Here is a 16,119-nt window from a genome sequence, read left to right as displayed (position 1 = left end):
TTATCTCTCTTATAAATCACCCTGTTGTCACACGTTTTTTATGCTTCCCGCATTCCGTACTTATGCCGCTGACACACCGCACAGCGTTCTGTTTCCGGATCAAAGGTATAAAAAGCCCGCTGACAGCATCGGCAGGTTTTTTGAATCCACGGAAAGTGCAACACCCTGTTTTCACCCACCTGTCTGTGGATGCGAATCGCGTCCACGGGGCAGACCACGGCGCAGCTGTTGCAGCCGGTACAGGATGACGACGAGAACGTCAGCGCCCCCTCGCCCCGGCTCAGCGCCTTCTCCATACAGACCCTGGCGCAGGCCCCACAGACCGTGCATTGCGCCCGATCTAACGACAGCTGATATTCGCTGAGTGCTGAGAAAGTCTGACGACGGGCCCGAACCCCGACGCTCACGGTGGATGACTGGACGTCCACTTCGCGAACCTTAATAAAGTGTCGCCTCCCGGTGTTGATCGCTTTTCGCTGCGGCGCAACGATCTGCCAGACAGGGGCATTCAGTTCCCGAAGCCGGATATTCAGGGCTGCGACGGCGCGCACCCAGCCGGGAAACGCATCCATCTCCATTTCCACCGCCCGGATCCCGTGCTGCTGATGCCACATCAGCAATTCCTCTACGGACGGCTCCAGCGTGGAAAAAGGCGCAACCAGCGTCGATGCCGTAAAGTGGCGGGTTTCAGGCCGAATGTTTTGCAGCGCATCCGCCGGACAGACGAACAGGCAGCGGCCGCATTGCAGGCATTCAGCCTCGTTAATCACCGGCGTGGTGGCAGGGGCGGTAATGGCCTGCACCGGGCACGCCACCATACACGCCTGACAGTCGTGGCGGGGAAGCTGTTTGCGCAAGCAGGACTCCCCCACGCCGGGCGGCGCGGGGATCTGCGTCAGGCGAAAGCGCGCCATCAGTTAATGCAGAAGAACATAAAGCGGAACAACACTTCAGACAGCACCAGCAGCAGGCTACCGACCATCAACCCGAACTTGCCCTGACGCCATGCGCTTACCGCAAACAGCAGCGCCCCGACCGCGGATAAAGTCCAGCTCAGCAGCCGCAGACCGCTTAGCCGGGTGAAGATCTCCATCGGCTGGTGCGGCAGGGTGATAACGCCGCTCAGGCTGGCACTTGCCAGATGAGCCATATAGTCCGGCTGTGCCAGCAGACGTATGGCGACAATCGCCACCACCATCGCCGCCGCGAAGCGCATCACTGACTGTCGCTCCCGGGCCACGGAGCGTGCTTTGAGCATCGGCAGCCATGCCAGCGCCACCGCGCCCAGCACGCCAACGGCACCGTAAAACATCAGCCAGGTGTTGAAATGGCTCCAGGTAATGACGGAGGTATGAGCATAGATCGCACTCATGCACCAGACGTCAATAAGCCCCAGCACGGCGGCCAAGGGCAGTAACAGCGGGTTCAGCTGCTTTCTGACCAGCATCACCAGCGTGCAAAGCCCAAGTGCAGCCAGATAGAGGCTGGCAAAGACGATCTCACGGCTCAGCCATGAGCTGGCGACGTGGCGCAGGGCATTAAACGCGTTGAGCGGATAGCCGAGGTGCAGGGTGGAAACCATCAGCCCCAGGCCGCTGGCAATACAGGCTATCAGCATGCCCGGCAGCAGCTGGGGTTTGACCTCCGGCACGCGCGATCCCGCCCGGGCAGATAGCGTCAGGAAGAGGGTCATGCCAACCGAGCCTTGTACCAGCAGGGTAAAAATCAGAAGCGGTAACTCATGCATGCGGCTGTTCCTCTTTTTCTGCACCCTGATGCGGTTTAATCACCAGATTGGGCTGAGTAATGGACGACGCCGGCAGGCCCTGCACGTCGCAGAGATTGCCATACTTCGCGCGCAACTCCTCGATCGGCCCGAACTGGATCGCCCCCAACGGGCAGGTGGCGACGCAGATCGGCTGTTCGCCTTTGGCCTGCAAATCCACGCAGAAATCGCATTTTGACATCTGCCCGGCCTCCTCATTCATCTGCGGCGCGCCGTAAGGGCACGACCAGGCGCAGTAGCCGCAGCCGACGCATTTGTTGGTATCGACGCGGACAATGCCATCCCCCGGGCGCTTATGCATCGCCGTGGTCGGGCAGTTTTTGGTGCAAATCGGATCCGCGCAGTGGTTGCAGGAGATCGACAGGGTGAAGGCATAGACGTTATTGGCATAGCCCCCCTGTCCGGTCGGGATAAAGCCGCCGCCCTTCACCTCATAGACGCGACGGAAACGTCGCCCCACCTCGAGGTTATGCTTGTCTTTACAGGCCACCTGGCAGGCTTTGCACCCGGAGCAACGTGATGAGTCAATGAAAAAGCCAAGCTGCTTATCGCTGACCGGTGGGTATTCCTTATACTGCTGGCTCATACTTTGCGACCTCCACAAGCATGGTTTGATGAGAATTGCCTTTCGCAAGCGGAGTAATACGTGCGGAGCTCAGAACGTTGGCACACCCGCCGTGATCGACGCCTTCGGCATCCGGCTGCCACCAGGCCCCGGCCTGCATGGCGACCACCCCAGGTATAATGCGCTGGGTCACCTCCGCCGGCACCTGGCAGACACCGCGCTGGTTGTGAATGCGCACGCTGTCCCCCTGGCGGATCCCCCGCTGCTGGGCATCCATCGGGTTGATCCACAGTTTCTGGACCTGCACTTCCTGCAGCCAGGGGTTGGCATACTGCGTGGAGTTGGCGCGGTTCTTTCCTTTCCAGGTGATCAGCTGGAGCGGGAACTGCTTCGCGAGCGCATCTTCCGGGCCTTCGTGTGCCGGAACGTAATGCGACAGCGCCGGGATTTCCGGGTTGTTCATGTCGTACAGACGCTTCGAGAAGATCTCAATTTTCCCGGACGGCGTCGGGAAGGGGTGATTCTGCGGATCGCGGATGTTGTCTTCAAAGGCCACATACGGCTTGCTTTTGAAGAGGTGCTGACGTTTTTCCCGCAGCTCGGCGAACGTCGGCAACTGCTCATCCGGCATGGAGAGGCGGGTCTGCTCCCAGATATGTTCAATCCACTCCTGCTCGGTGCGGCCTTCGCTGAACTGCGGCTCAATCGCCAGCTTAGCGGCCACTTCACGCTGCCAGTCATAGTCAGAGCGGCGTTCAAACTCCGGCTCGATCAGCTTTTCCGACAGGATCAGGTAGCTTGCCGTCCCCCAGGTTTCCCCGATGTTCCAGCGCTCCATAAAGCTGGTTTCCGGCAACAGCAGATCCGCATAGCGGGCGCTCGGGGTCATGTAGAGGTCGCTGGCGACGATAAACTCAATTTTCGACTCATCCTCCAGCACCTTCACCGCCTGATGCAGATCCGGGTTCTGGTTCGCCAGATAGTTACCCGCCAGCGAGAAGAGGATACGGATATTGCTGTTGAGTTTATCCGCCCCTTTGAGCCCCGCTTCCGCCGTCACTTTGCTGGCATCATCGGCGGCCTGCACCCAGTTCATGATCGAGATGCTCTCTTTGACCGGGTTGTCTGGCATCTCCGGGCCCGCCGCGAATTTACGGTTGCCGCAGCCGCCGTATCCCGCCGCCCAGCCGCCTTTGATGCCGACATTGCCGGTAAGAGTCGCCAGCAGCGTCGAACCGCGGGCGGTACGCTCGCCACAGTTGTGTCGTTGAGGCCCCCAGCCCTGAATCAACGCCGCCGGTTTGGTGTTAGCGTAATCCCGCGCCAGCTGGCGAATCGTTTGTGCCGGAACACGGGTGATCTTTTCCGCCCACTCCGGGGTTTTGACCTGACCGTCTTTATCCCCCATCAGGTAAGCCACCAGCGACTCGTTGGCGGGCACGCCTTCCGGCATGGAGGCCTCGTCGAAGCCCTGGGTATAGCGTTCGATAAAGGCTTTATCGTGCAGGTTTTCGCTGACGATGACGTACATCATGGCGTCCATCAGGGCGTTGTCGGTGGCGGGCAGCAGCGGGATCCACTCATCGGCCAGCGACGCCACGGTATCGGAATAACGCGGATCGACGACGATAAAGCGGGTACCGTTCTGTTTCATCTGCTGAAAATAGTGGTTGGTGTGGCCGAAGATGGTTTCGTTCGGGTTGTGTCCCCAGAGGATCACCAGCTTCGTGTCGGCCAGGGTATCCAGCGAGTTACCGCTGGCGGCCGTGCCGTAGGTATAGGGCGTCGCGGCGGCGGTGTTGCCCATGCTCACCGAGTGGTAATACTCCAGATAGCCCCCGGTGAGATTGAGCAGACGACGCATCATTTTATCGCCGGAGAAGGTGCCCCCGCTGGTGGCGGTATTGTTGTGCACAAAGCGGCACGCCGGGCCATATTTGGCGGTGATGCGTTGCAGGTTGTCGGCGATAAGCGTGGTGGCTTCTTCCCAGGAAATGCGTTCAAACTTCCCCTCCCCCCGTTTGCCGACGCGCTTCATCGGATATTTCAGACGATCCGGGTGATAGACAAACTTGCGATAGCTCCGGCCGCGCACGCAGGCGCGCATCACCGGCATCTGCGGATCGAGCGCGCTATCCGGGCGAGTGGTGATCTGTGTCACCACGCCGTCCGCGACGTGGGCGCGAATATCGCATTTACCGCCACAGTCGAAGGTGCTGCAGGTCTGGACGACGCGTTCTGCGCTCTCCGCGGACGCCTGCGCCGTACCGGCAGCGGTTTTCGCGGCCATTGCTTTACCGGACATGACAAAGGGCAGCGTCACCAGGGCTGAGCCCGCCTTGAGTAGGCCTCTGCGCGTGATTTCGGGAAAAAGCGCCTCCCTTTTTTCTTTGCGTTCTGACATGTTGTACCCTCTCAAAAAAGAGGTGCATTCTTCCCTATAACCCCTGGGAGGTAATTGATATGAATCAATTGAGAAAATGTGCCCTGTGCCAGGCGCGTTATTTTTGATTTATTCAGGTAAAACAATTTAGTATGTGAATGCTATATTTAACACGCATTCACAAAACTAATGATTTAGGGGTATCCCCGGACTGCTGATTTGCTCATTTTGCGTTTTCATCCACACTTATTTTTCATGGATTAATAACGCGCGTGCCTGAGACGACGTTACAGGCAGGCAAAAAAAGGGTCAGCATTGATGAAAAGGATCGCAATTATCGGCGCAGGGCCGACCGGCATTTATACGTTTTTTTCGCTACTTAACCATCGGACGCCGCTTTGCATCACGGTCTTCGAGCAGGCCGAAAAAGCCGGCGTCGGCATGCCCTACAGCGACGAAGAGAACTCTAAAATGATGCTGGCTAACATCGCCAGTATCGAAATCCCCCCTCTGGTTTCAACCTACATTGACTGGCTGCGTAGTCTGGACGATGCGCATCTGGCGCGCTACGGCGTGGAGCAATCAACCCTGCACGTCCGGCAGTTTCTGCCGCGCATTCTACTGGGGGAGTATTTCCGCGATCAATTTGTGCAGCTGGTCGATCGGGCCAAAAAAGCGGGTTTTGACATCGAGGTGCGCGAGTCCTGCCAGGTCACCGACGTGGAGGCAACCCCTGACGGGGTCAATATTTTGACTGAAGAGGAATCTGCGCCGAAGCTGTTCGATCTGGTCGTTATCGCCACCGGTCACGTCTGGCCTGATGAAGATAATGCCTCCCGCTCCTTTTTCCCCAGCCCCTGGTCCGGGCTGATGGAGGCAAAAATTCGCGCCTGCAACGTGGGCATTATGGGCACCTCGCTGAGCGGGCTGGACGCGGCGATGGCTGTCGCCGTTCAGCATGGCAAATTCATTGAAGCCGATAATGAACAGATCCAGTTCCGGCTGGACGAGGGCAGCGAAGCGCTGAAGATCGTGCTAATGTCCCGCTCGGGCATCCTGCCGGAAGCCGACTTTTACTGCCCCATCCCCTACGAGCCGCTCACCCTCGCCACGGAACCGGCAATAGACGCCGCAATTGAACAGGGCTCTGAGGGCTTACTCGACCGCATTTTTGATCTTATCGTTGCCGAGCTGCAGCACGCCGACCCGCAGTGGAGCGACGCGGTGGCGTTAGAGACCCTGACGGCCGACAGCATACGCGACGCCTGGTTTGCCGACAGGGAAAGACATGGCCCGTTCCGCTGGGCGGTATCTAACCTCGATGAAGTGGAACGCAACAAGCGCGACAAACGCACGGTGCCCTGGCGCTACACCATCCTGCGGCTACACGAGGCCGTTGAGAAGATTGTGCCCCACCTGACAAAACAGGACAAAGAGCGCTTTAAGGTCGGCCTGGCGCGTATTTTCATCGATAACTATGCGGCAATTCCGTCCCAGTCTATCCGCAGACTGCTGGCCCTGCGCGAGGCGGGCGTTATCAGCATTCTGACCCTGGGTGACGATTATGAAATGGCGTTAAAAGAGGACCGGACGGTGATCCATGCCCGGGATGAAGCCTGGTATTTCGATGTGTTTATCGATGCGCGCGGGCAGCAACCGCTCAAAACGAAAGATCTGCCGTTTCCGGTCCTGCGCCACCAGCTGGAATCCGCCGGGGAGGATATCCCCGACGTTGGGGACGATTACACCCTTCTGGCCCCCGACTACCTGCGCGGAAAAATCGCTTTCGGTGCCCTGCCGTACCTGATGCACGATCGCCCCTTCGTGCAGGGGCTGGTGGTGTGCGCCGAAATCGGCGAGGCGATGGCAAAAGCCGCGGTGCAGCCCGCCTCGCGCGTGCGTCGTCGGCTGCCGTTTACGACAGAGTAAACGCAGTTTCGCAGGCGGCGACGTGGAATGTGGACGGCACAGAGCATTCAGGGCGGGGGAGCCCGCCCTGAATATCGACATTTACTCGAAGTAAACGCCAGGGTTGTCTGACAGAGAGACGAAGGTTTTTGAATCTTTATCGAGAGCGAGAATTGCCCCGCTTTCGATATCGTAAACCCAGCCGTGCAGACGGATGGCGTTGTTACGCAGGCCTACCGCCACAGAAGGGTGAGTTTTGATGTTGCTCAGCTGGGCGAAGACGTTTTCCTGCACCATGGCGTTAACTTTGTCGGTCGGGTTGTCCCAGGTCTTATTCTCCACCACCGCTTTGGCGGCATCGGAGTAACGCAGCCAGTGTGATACCGCAGGCATGGGCTCGAGATTGGCGTTGTCGGCAATCGCCTTCATCGCGCCGCAGTTCGAGTGGCCGCAGATCACGATGTCGGTGATACCCAGCGCCACTACCGCGTATTCGATGGTGGCGGAGACGCCGCCCGGCTCCGGGCCGAAAGGCGGCACGATGTTGCCAGCATTACGAATGACAAAGAGCTGTCCCGGATCCTGCTGGGTGACTAATTCCGGCACCAGGCGGCTGTCAGAACAGGAGATAAACAGCGCTTTGGGATTCTGGCTGGAGGCCAGACTGCGGAAGAGGTCTTTACGTTGCGGAAAAACTTCTTTTTGAAAGCTGAGAAAACCTTCAATGATATGTTGCATAGCAATGTCTCATTTTATTGTGATTGTACAGGCATGATCGAGATCACGGTTTTTCGAGTTTACCCACCGGGCCCGAGTTCAGACAAGCAATATATTTCTGGACCGACCGCATGACAATCTCCCGCGCGCTAGCGGAAATGTTCTGCCCTTCAAAGGCGCCGTAGAGCCGTTCGAAACGCACATCGTCCAGACGGGCGGCGATTTCGCTCACCTCGCTGGCCAGCAGCGGCAGCATATTCGGATAGCTCCACATAAAGGAAACCGCGTCTTTTCCGGGGGTCACCTGCAGGATATCCCCGGCCAGCAGCACGCCCCCGTCGAGATTCCAGTGCAGCACCGTGCCGCCGGCAAAATGGCCGCCCAGCCGCAGCAGCGTGACGTCCGGGGCGAGCTCAAGGGAATCCCCCTCCCAGAAGCGCAGGGCGGGACTGCTGCGCATCACCCACTGCCGGTCGCTGGCATGCAGATACACAGGGGCATTAAAGGCCGCGGCCCAGTCCTGCATGGTGCTGTAGTAGTGCGGGTGGGAGATGGCAATAGCGTCGATCCCGCCCAGCGCCGTCACCAGCGCGTGGGTGGCGGGGTCAAGGTTGGCGATGCAGTCCCACAGCACGTTACCCTGCGGGGTGCGCAGCAGGATCGCCCGCTGGCTGATGGCAAATGCGGGAACGGTTTTGATGCTCAAAAGGCTGGCTTCGAGCTGTTGCCACTTGTTGGTGTGGGTGGCGGTCAGGGTGCTGAAATTGATCCATTCCTGCCCCGTCGCGGGCACGTACTGGCGTTCATCTTCGCATATGGCGCACTGTTGCGGTTCGCTGGTCACGTCGTACGACGTGCCGCAGGTTTTACAGAGGACGATCATGACATCTCCTTAGCCGGATAATTCATGAGTATGGCAAGGATTAACCTTATGTGCGCTGGGGTGCCTCAGCCCACTGTTTTGCTCTATAATACGATCTGGAACAAAAACCGAACAAAGCAGGTAAATGATGGAAATTGATCTCAATAATCTGGTGTTTGACGGGCTGGATGAAGCGGAAGAACGTAACGCAGAACGCCTTGAAGATGCGGATAAAAAAGCCCAGGCGATTGTAGCGGACGATGACTGCGGCGACGCCTGCAAGATCTGATGTAAAAAGCCCCGGCGATCGCCCGGGGCTTTTAGATTTATGCCGGGTGGCGCTACGCTTACCCGGCCTACAACACCCCCCCTGTAGGCCCGTGCAAGCGAAGCGCCGCCGGGCATTTTTTACAACGTCTTCATACCATCAATCGCTTGCTGGGCGCAGGCTTCATCCAGATGCCCACCCGGCGCGCCGCCAATCCCGATGGCCCCGATCACTTCATCCCCTTCCTTAACCGGCAATCCACCCGCCAGCAGCAGCAGGCCCGGAATATCACGCAGGTTCTGCGCTCCGGCGTTGCTTTGCGCGGACTCCATCACTTTGCCCGAGGCATTTTTGGTGCTGAGCGCGGTAAAGGCTTTCATCTCGCTGGCTTTCAGGGTGTGCGGACCGGCGTTGTCCGTGCGCTGTACCGCTTTAACGACCCCGGCACGATCCACCACAGTGACGCTGACCTGATAATTTTTCGCCGTGCAGGCCTGAATGGCCGCGCTGGCCAGGGCGTTCGCCTGGGTCAGGGAGAGATTTTTTTGCGCCACGGACTGGGCGTGCGCCGATACGCTGACCATTCCTGCTACACAAACTGCTGCCATCATTAACTTTTTCATCGCACATCCTCGGGTAAGTGGAAACAGATGCAGCGTACCCAGGCGGACGAGAGAATGTTATTCGGTGGATTACGCAGTTATCCTGGTAGTTCTACGGATTGCAATTTGTCGTATTCCCGGATGGCCTGCACCAGGCTGGAGACCCCCAGCTTGACAAACACCGCCGCACGGTGCGCTTCCACCGTTCGCGGCGAGAGGTTTAGCCGGGCGGCGACCTCTTTATTACTGCTCCCCTCCATCAGGGCCAGCAGCACTTCGTGTTCCCGGGCGGTGAGCTGCTCAAACAGCGCCCTGACCCGTCGGGCCTCCTGCCAGCGCACTATCCGTTGCTGGCTCTCCGCCAGCGCGGCGGTAATGGATTCGATCAGCTTGTCGGCATCCAGCGGCTTGGTGAAAAATTCAAATACACCGTTATGAAACGCTCGTCGACAGGCATCAATGGTGCCGTGGCCGGTCATCAGGATCACCGGCAGCAGCGGCCAGGGCCATGCTCCCTCCTCCAGCCAGGCCAGCCCGCCTTTGCCCGGCATGCGCATATCCAGCAGCAGGCAGCCGGTCAGGGCTTTTTCTTCGCCGTGGGCGGCGGTAAAGGCGGCAATACTCTCATAGGGTTCAACGCGCCAGTGCATCCCGGAGAGCAGAAAAACCAGCGACTCCCTGACAGACGCATCATCGTCAATTAACCAGATGACGTTATCCATTTTCCTGACTCCCCTGATAAGCAAACTGCAACCGGACCCTGGCGCCCCCTTCCGGGGCATTATCCAGGGCCAGGGTGCCATTCATTCTGGTGACTAACGACTCCGTTAAGGTCATGCCCAGGCCGATGCCGCCCTGCCGCCCGCTGTAAAAGGGCATAAAGGCGTTGTGTAAGGCATCCGGGGTAAAACCCGGCCCGCCGTCGGTGATCTCTATCCGGATAAACTCGCCGCTGCGCTGGCTGCGGATATGCACCCACCCCGCCGCACGTTCCTGCTGCGCCTGGATGGCGTTGCTGAGGATGTTGTGCAGCACCTGCTCCAGCCAGAGCCGGTCGGCGCTGAGGGTACGGGCGTCGGCGGCAAAATCATGGGTCAGGCGGATAGGTCTGGCGGTGCGCTCGTGCTCCAGCAGGTTGCCGACCTGATGCCAGCAGCTGGCCAGATCCACCTCACCCAGATCCACCCTCTCCTAGGTAACGTGTTCGCGAAAGCGGGTCAGGAGCTCGCCGATCCGCTGGGTCTGCACCAGCGCCGCCCCGAGGGCCTGAGACACCGCCTCGGGATTATCCTGCCGCAGCTGGCGCTGCGCCCCTTGGATCCAGGTCTGGGCCGCGGTCAGGGGCTGGTTGATCTCATGCACGATACCCGCAGTGATCTCCCCCAAAGTATTGAGCCTGGCGTGCTGATAATACCTGGCGCGCTGGTCGGCGTTTTGCCGCTGCTTACGCTGCCAGAGGATCACCCCGCCTGCCGCAATCACCCCGGCCCATCCCAGCCAGAGCAGCAAAAACGGCACCAGAGCAACGTTCAGCCACGCCGGTCGGGCATCGGCCTGCAGGATAAAGGGTTGGGTGTGCTGAGAGAACTGCCGCTGCCAGTGCCAGAAGGCGTCCGCCGGGAGTGGCGATACGTCGCCGCGGAGATCCAGGCTGAGATGGGAAAAAATTGGCCTGACGCCGATCACCGATTGGGTGTCGATCAGCACCCGGATTTGCCGCCAGGGGTTGTAGAGCCAGTATTGCGCGTCGCCCACGGGTTCTACCCGCGCGGCGTCGAGGGCGCGGCCCTGAGTCTTTTGCAGATCGAGGATTTGCGGGAATTTTTTACGCAGCGCCGCTAAATCTTCATTGCCATTTAACAGCGGCAGCACCGACTCATTCTGCGTGAGGACCGCCCCTGCCTCAGCAAAGGCCGCGGCAAACGCCCGGTCCAGATCCCAGAACTGACGGCGGATCTGTTCGGCATACAGCAGCACGCTGCTCAGCAGGCAGAGCAGGAGCCAGATCAGAAGCCCACGTTGTAAAAATTTTTGGCTGTTCATTCATTTAACTGGCGCTGGAAAAGGACGCCAGAGACCTTAGCAGGAAGCTAAGCCGGGGACAAAACTTGCGGTGATTTTTGGATGTTAACGTCCAGAATGGCGGGGCGTGCGCGGAAGAACGCACACCTCGTTCCAGTAGGTTTCCCGCACATGGCGGTGTTCAGCGTTGCGTTTGCTCATGGAACCACTCCGGGTCAATGTTGGCGATATCCACGCCATACAGGCTGGCAACCGGCAATATGGATTCAATAATACGCTGCGCGCTGTTCTCTTCCGATTTTGCGGCAAAAAACCGCCGTAACGTACTCATCAGTTTGCCCATTGCCCTGTTCCTCATTTTTTCAGCCTGAGTGCAGTAAACCAGCAATCTGGCGCGGCGAGAAATGCCGATTCCGGCAGAGGATTTGCGCCAATCGCAAAAGCCTCTTTCTTTTCACCTCTGTGTAACCGGCTGTTCACTAATCATTTTTTTCACATAGCAAAGACGATATTGGCATTTGGCGGCCGGGGGCGGTTATGGGAGCGTAACAGGACAAAACAAAAACAGACTCAGAGGATATTCTTATGGCAATACACACAAAACTCGCGCTGGCACTTGGTTTGCTGACCGCAGGCGGTCTTCTTGCAACTCAGGCGCAGGCAGACCAGCTGGCCGATATCAAGGCGGCAGGGGTAATAAAAGTCGCCACCTTCGATGCCAACCCGCCGTTTGGCTCGGTGGATGCCAAAAGCCACGAGATCGTCGGTTACGACGTGGATTTTGCCAAAGCATTAGCCAAAACCCTCGGGGTGAAGCTGGAGCTGGTCGCCACTAACCCGGCTAACCGCATCCCGCTGCTGCAGTCGGGCAAAGCGGATCTGATTGTGGCGGATATCACCATCACCCCGGAGCGCGCGCAGGTGATCGATTTTTCCACCCCCTACTTCGTGACCGGGCAGCAGTTCCTCGTTCCGGCGAAAGGGGCTGATAAACTGGATGCCTACAGCAAAGCACGTATCGGGGCGGTAAAGGGCACCACCGGGGAGCAGGCGCTGCATCAGCGTTTCCCGCAATCCCGCGTGCTCTCCTATGACGATATTCCGCTGGCGCTGACGGCGTTGCGCAACGGCAACGTGCAGGCCATCACCCAGGACAGCACCATTCTGGCCGGTCTGCTGGCCCAGGCACCGGACAAAGCCGAGTTTAAAATTCTCCCTGACCTGCTGAGTAAGGAGGAGATTGGCGTCGGGGTGAAGAAAGGCGAAACCGCGCTGCTGAAAGTGGTGAACGACGAGCTGGTGAAGCTGGAGAGCAGCGGCGACGCGGCGAAGATCTACGATGCCTGGTTCGGGCCACAGACCCCCTCCCCGCAGCCTCGCGCCTTTAAAATAGAAGCCCAGTAAGATGCGGCCAGGCCTATTCTCACGCTCCGCGGCATCTGCCGCGGATTTTTCACATCTGGAGCAGGCCAGCGTCACCTTCTCTGAGGTGGCGAAACGCTACGGCGATCGCCCGGTGCTGAAAGGCATCAACCTCAGCGTCACGCCGGGTGAAGTCGTCGCCATTCTCGGCCCGTCGGGCTCCGGTAAATCGACGCTGATCCGCCTCATTAATCAGCTGGAAACCCTGACCTCCGGCGACATTCTGATCGACGGAAAATCGACCCGTCAGCTCTCCCGCCAGGCATTGCGCCAGCTGCGCAGCCGGGTCGGGTTTGTATTTCAACAGTTCAACCTTTACAGCCATCTGACGGCGCGACAGAACATCGCCCTGGCGTTGAAGCATGTTCACGGCTGGCGGCCCGCCGAGGCCGAAACCCGCGCCGAGGCGCTGCTGGCGCAGGTGGGCATGGCGGAGAAAGCCGACCACTATCCGGAGGCGTTATCCGGCGGGCAGCAGCAGCGGGTGGCGATCGCCCGCGCTCTGGCCTCCTCGCCGCAGATCATCCTGTTTGATGAGCCCACCTCGGCCCTCGACCCGGAGATGATTGGCGAAGTGCTGATGGTAATGAAGGCCCTCGCCCACAGCGGGATCACCATGATTGTCGTCACCCATGAGATGCAGTTTGCCCGGGAGATTGCCGACCGGGTGGTGTTCATCGATGGCGGCCACATTCTGGAGGTGGCTCCCCCGGAGCAGTTCTTTCAGCATCCGTCTCATCCGCGCACCCGGCGTTTTCTGCAGAAGGTACTTAACCCGCTGCATCCGGGAGCGGTGTGATGCCGGCCCTCGACTGGCAGGGGGTGCTGACCGGCCAGCCCCTGCAGTGGATCCTCTCCGGTTTTCTCACCACGCTGTGGGTGACCCTTGCGGGGATAGTGGTCGCCAGCCTTATCACCCTCGCCTGCCTCGGGCTGCGTCTCGCCGGGGGGCGCATCGGGGCGAAGATCGTTGCCGTATGGGTCTCGCTGTTTCGCAATACGCCCCTGCTGGTGCAGCTTCTGTTCTGGTATTTCGCCGCCTGGAACGGGCTGCCGCAGGGTTTTCGCACCTTTGTGATGGACGATCATCCCTGGTCGGTGCTGCCGGGCCAGGTCTGGTGGTTCACGCCCGAGTTTCTCTGTTCCGCCTGGGGGCTGGGGGTCTTTACCTCGGCCTTTTTGACCGAGGAGATCGCCGCCGGGCTGCGCGCCGTCTCTGCCGGACAGCGGGAAGCCGCCCTGGCGCAGGGCTTCTCCGCCTGGCCGATGCTGCGCTATATCCTGCTGCCGCAGGGGCTGGCGAACGCCTGGCAGCCGGTGGTGGGTCAGTATCTCAACCTGATGAAACTCTCGTCGTTGGCAAGCGGGATTGGCTTTGCAGAACTCACCTACCAGGTGCGGCAGATAGAGAGCTATAACGCCCACGCGCTGGAGGCGTTCAGCGTCGGCACGGTGCTGTATCTGCTCACCGGCGTGGCGATGGGCGTGCTGCTGACGAAACTCGGCCCCTCAACCGAACGGCAGCGAAAAACTGCCCTCATCCCCCGGAGTGAAGAGAAATGCTAGCCGGACTCACTGTGATCACCGATAACCTGGATTATCTGCTCTGGGGGCGGGCTGCGGCCGGGCAGCCCGGCGGCGTGTTGTTGACGCTGCTGATGGCCTTTGGCGCCGCGGCGCTGGCGTTACCGGCCGGGATTGCGCTGGCGGGGCTGGCGTGGCGTTTTCCTGGGGCAATACGCAACACCCTGTACCTGTGGGCCGAGATTATCCGCGGGATCCCGCTGATATTTGTCATTTTCTGGCTGTGGTATTTGCTGCCGCTCATTACAGGCGGCGATCTGCCGGGTGCGCTCACCGTGACCCTGGCGCTGGCATGGTTTACCGCCGCCGCGGTGATGCACTCGGTGCTGGCCGGGCTGCGGGCGCTACCTGTCGGGCAGTATGAAGCGGCACAGGCGCAGGGATTTGGCGCGCTGCAAATTCTGGGATGGGTGCTGCTCCCGCAGACGTTGCGCAACACCTTACCTTCGCTGCTGGGGATTTTTATCAGCCTGCTGAAAGACACCTCGCTGGCCTTTATCGTCAACGTCCCGGAGCTGACCACCGTCGCAGGCCAGGTGAACAACCGGGTGCAGATCTACCCGGCGGCTATTTTTGTCTTTACTGGGGTGGTCTATTACCTGCTGTGCTGTGGGATTGAACAGCTGGCTAAACGCTGGCAGTTTAGCCAGCCAGCGCTTTAACCACGGTTTCCATCGCCTGGGTCGTTAATTCACTGCGTTGCACTCGCTGGTTCGCCAGCGAGGTGCGCAGCACCCCGGCGATGACAATATGCTTTGGCTCCTGCCCGAGATCGCGCATCTCAAGAACGACTTTGCCTACCACTCGACACATCTCCTGATACAGCGCTTCGTCTTTGGTTACATTGCCCATGTCCTTCACTCCATTGCCTGAAAACGCCAGCTTAAAGCATTCATTAGCCTTATACAAAAAAGAAGCCCGGCGAGAGACTCACCGGGCTTTTTAAAAGTAGAATCAGGGGATTAGCAAATGCTCCGTAAACCCTCGCCCAGTCGGGCGGGAATGCTGGCTCAAAAAATATGACTCGCTGGCGCTCCAGCAGGCGGTGATCAATCTGGACAAGGCTTTTGCCAACTTTTTTAACAAGGAACTCAAAGCCAGATTCCCCGTTTTCAAAAGCAAGCACGGCAGGCAATCCAGCTACCATCCCAACGGGAAGGTATTAACTGACGCTATCCAGTTGCCGAAAATCCCCGCTATCCGGGCGAACATTCACCGTGAGATTGTCGGCAAGGTTTCCAGCATCACGATCACCCGCAACGCAGCGGGCAAATACTTTGCCTCAATACTTGCAGACGATGGACAGGAAGCGGCAGCGAAGCCGACCTGTATCACCACCGTAGCAGGCTATGATTTGGGGCTATCGCACTACCTGATCGGCAATGATGGCGACAAAGTGGCGAATCCTCGCCACCTGGTCATCGCATACCGCCGCTTACGCCGTGACAGCAAGGCGCTATTCCGTAAGAAGCCGGGCAGCGCAAACCGCCGTAAGGCTCGCTTACGCCTTGCAGCACAACACGAACGGGTAGCCAATGCCCGGGCTGATTTCCAGCACAAACTTTCCAGACGAATTATCGACGAAAATCAAGCGGTGATTGTGGAAACGCTGAAATCGGCAAACATGATGAAAAACCGTCGCCTCGCCCGTCATATCGCGGATGCGGCATGGTCTGGATTTGTGGCAAAACTCGCCTACAAAGCGGAGTCGGCAGGGGTTCACCTGGTCAAACTGGATCAGTGGTTCGCCAGCTCGAAAACGTGCCATTGTTGCGGCCACAAAATGCCGGAAATGCCGCTCAGGGTGCGGGCATGGAAATGCCCCGGCTGTAGTGCCGATCATGACCGCGATATCAATGCGGCGATCAACATACAGCACAAGGGCATAACAGAATTAATGGCGGCGGGTCACGTCGTCAAAGCCCATCGAGGCTTGCGTAAGTCTGGCTCCATGCCAGTTGCAGCCTGAGAAGTGGGAAGCCTCGCCGTTTACGGCGAGG

At 59.0% G+C, this 16,119-nt stretch carries 18 protein-coding genes and 1 pseudogene; 7 read left to right on the top strand and 12 right to left on the bottom strand.

The genetic code is table 11. The annotated features are described in order from the left end of the window. Nucleotides 1–38 precede the first annotated feature (38 nt). Genes ES815_RS19145 through ES815_RS19130 form a run of 4 tightly spaced genes read right to left on the bottom strand, consistent with a single transcriptional unit; the run spans nucleotide 39 to nucleotide 4,755 of the window. Nucleotides 39–914 carry a 4Fe-4S binding protein gene (locus ES815_RS19145; RefSeq protein WP_142489219.1) on the bottom strand — a complete coding sequence of 292 codons (876 nt, stop codon included), beginning with the start codon at nucleotides 912–914 and terminating at the stop codon, nucleotides 39–41. After that, nucleotides 914–1,747, bottom strand: a complete 834-nt coding sequence (locus tag ES815_RS19140) for a dimethyl sulfoxide reductase anchor subunit family protein (RefSeq protein WP_142489218.1) — start codon at nucleotides 1,745–1,747, stop codon at nucleotides 914–916. Before ES815_RS19140 ends, ES815_RS19145 begins: the two co-directional genes overlap by 1 nt. Beyond that, nucleotides 1,740–2,372, bottom strand: coding sequence for a DMSO/selenate family reductase complex B subunit (locus ES815_RS19135; protein WP_142489217.1), 633 nt, complete (start codon nucleotides 2,370–2,372; stop codon nucleotides 1,740–1,742). Before ES815_RS19135 ends, ES815_RS19140 begins: the two co-directional genes overlap by 8 nt. Beyond that, nucleotides 2,356–4,755: a DMSO/selenate family reductase complex A subunit gene (locus tag ES815_RS19130; RefSeq protein WP_142489216.1), complete on the bottom strand. Its 2,400-nt coding sequence runs from the start codon at nucleotides 4,753–4,755 to the stop codon at nucleotides 2,356–2,358. Before ES815_RS19130 ends, ES815_RS19135 begins: the two co-directional genes overlap by 17 nt. A gap of 297 nt (nucleotides 4,756–5,052) precedes the next feature. Between ES815_RS19130 and ES815_RS19125 the strand changes: the two genes are divergently transcribed. After that, nucleotides 5,053–6,663, top strand: a complete 1,611-nt coding sequence (locus ES815_RS19125) for an FAD-NAD(P)-binding protein (RefSeq protein WP_142489215.1) — start codon at nucleotides 5,053–5,055, stop codon at nucleotides 6,661–6,663. A gap of 81 nt (nucleotides 6,664–6,744) precedes the next feature. On the opposite strand, the gene ES815_RS19120 is transcribed toward ES815_RS19125, so the two are convergent. Continuing rightward, nucleotides 6,745–7,380 (bottom strand): carbonic anhydrase, encoded by a 636-nt coding sequence (locus ES815_RS19120; RefSeq protein WP_142489214.1) that lies wholly within the window; start codon nucleotides 7,378–7,380, stop codon nucleotides 6,745–6,747. A 43-nt stretch (nucleotides 7,381–7,423) separates the two neighbouring features. Next, nucleotides 7,424–8,242: an MBL fold metallo-hydrolase gene (locus ES815_RS19115; RefSeq protein WP_142489213.1), complete on the bottom strand. Its 819-nt coding sequence runs from the start codon at nucleotides 8,240–8,242 to the stop codon at nucleotides 7,424–7,426. A 127-nt stretch (nucleotides 8,243–8,369) separates the two neighbouring features. Between ES815_RS19115 and ES815_RS19110 the strand changes: the two genes are divergently transcribed. Then, on the top strand, nucleotides 8,370–8,510 hold the full coding sequence (locus tag ES815_RS19110; RefSeq protein ID WP_032617828.1) for a hypothetical protein: 141 nt from the start codon (nucleotides 8,370–8,372) through the stop codon (nucleotides 8,508–8,510). A gap of 119 nt (nucleotides 8,511–8,629) precedes the next feature. On the opposite strand, the gene ES815_RS19105 is transcribed toward ES815_RS19110, so the two are convergent. The 5 genes from ES815_RS19105 to ES815_RS23770 form a co-directional block, all read right to left on the bottom strand. Beyond that, on the bottom strand, nucleotides 8,630–9,112 hold the full coding sequence (locus ES815_RS19105; RefSeq protein WP_142489212.1) for a GlcG/HbpS family heme-binding protein: 483 nt from the start codon (nucleotides 9,110–9,112) through the stop codon (nucleotides 8,630–8,632). A gap of 77 nt (nucleotides 9,113–9,189) precedes the next feature. After that, nucleotides 9,190–9,813, bottom strand: a complete 624-nt coding sequence (locus tag ES815_RS19100) for a response regulator transcription factor (RefSeq protein WP_142489211.1) — start codon at nucleotides 9,811–9,813, stop codon at nucleotides 9,190–9,192. Continuing rightward, on the bottom strand, nucleotides 9,806–10,276 hold the full coding sequence (locus tag ES815_RS24000) for an ATP-binding protein (protein WP_260609631.1): 471 nt from the start codon (nucleotides 10,274–10,276) through the stop codon (nucleotides 9,806–9,808). The genes ES815_RS19100 and ES815_RS24000 overlap by 8 nt, the downstream gene beginning before the upstream one ends. A gap of 6 nt (nucleotides 10,277–10,282) precedes the next feature. Continuing rightward, nucleotides 10,283–11,134 carry a histidine kinase dimerization/phospho-acceptor domain-containing protein gene (locus tag ES815_RS23995; protein WP_260609630.1) on the bottom strand — a complete coding sequence of 284 codons (852 nt, stop codon included), beginning with the start codon at nucleotides 11,132–11,134 and terminating at the stop codon, nucleotides 10,283–10,285. 160 nt (nucleotides 11,135–11,294) lie between these two features. Further along, a complete protein-coding gene (locus ES815_RS23770; RefSeq protein ID WP_181247256.1) occupies nucleotides 11,295–11,456 on the bottom strand; it encodes a hypothetical protein in 162 nt (53 codons plus the stop codon). A gap of 242 nt (nucleotides 11,457–11,698) precedes the next feature. On the opposite strand from ES815_RS23770, the gene ES815_RS19090 reads away from it, so the two are divergent. From ES815_RS19090 to ES815_RS19075, 4 genes are read left to right on the top strand one after another with little or no spacing between them, the layout of a single operon-like run. Beyond that, a complete protein-coding gene (locus tag ES815_RS19090) occupies nucleotides 11,699–12,517 on the top strand; it encodes an ABC transporter substrate-binding protein (protein ID WP_142489210.1) in 819 nt (272 codons plus the stop codon). 1 nt (nucleotide 12,518) lies between these two features. Continuing rightward, complete coding sequence (locus tag ES815_RS19085) at nucleotides 12,519–13,334, top strand: amino acid ABC transporter ATP-binding protein (protein ID WP_142489209.1); 816 nt, start codon at nucleotides 12,519–12,521, stop codon at nucleotides 13,332–13,334. Then, complete coding sequence (locus ES815_RS19080; RefSeq protein WP_142489208.1) at nucleotides 13,334–14,101, top strand: amino acid ABC transporter permease; 768 nt, start codon at nucleotides 13,334–13,336, stop codon at nucleotides 14,099–14,101. Before ES815_RS19085 ends, ES815_RS19080 begins: the two co-directional genes overlap by 1 nt. Next, the gene (locus tag ES815_RS19075; RefSeq protein WP_142489207.1) at nucleotides 14,095–14,781 is read left to right on the top strand and encodes an ABC transporter permease subunit; all 687 of its coding nucleotides are present in this window, start codon (nucleotides 14,095–14,097) and stop codon (nucleotides 14,779–14,781) included. Before ES815_RS19080 ends, ES815_RS19075 begins: the two co-directional genes overlap by 7 nt. Here the strand turns inward: ES815_RS19075 and fumD are convergent. Continuing rightward, nucleotides 14,762–14,971 carry a fumarate hydratase FumD gene (fumD, locus tag ES815_RS19070; RefSeq protein ID WP_130588972.1) on the bottom strand — a complete coding sequence of 70 codons (210 nt, stop codon included), beginning with the start codon at nucleotides 14,969–14,971 and terminating at the stop codon, nucleotides 14,762–14,764. The two genes, ES815_RS19075 and fumD, sit on opposite strands and share 20 nt — an antisense overlap. A gap of 154 nt (nucleotides 14,972–15,125) precedes the next feature. Between fumD and ES815_RS19065 the strand changes: the two are divergent. Continuing rightward, a pseudogene (locus tag ES815_RS19065) lies at nucleotides 15,126–16,088 on the top strand (RNA-guided endonuclease TnpB family protein); the annotation flags it as partial. Nucleotides 16,089–16,119: the final 31 nt, after the last annotated feature.

Source organism: Leclercia adecarboxylata (assembly GCF_006874705.1).
GTDB classification, from domain to species: Bacteria; Pseudomonadota; Gammaproteobacteria; order Enterobacterales; family Enterobacteriaceae; genus Enterobacter; species Enterobacter adecarboxylatus_C.
This window is presented reverse-complemented; position numbering and strand designations above follow the sequence as displayed.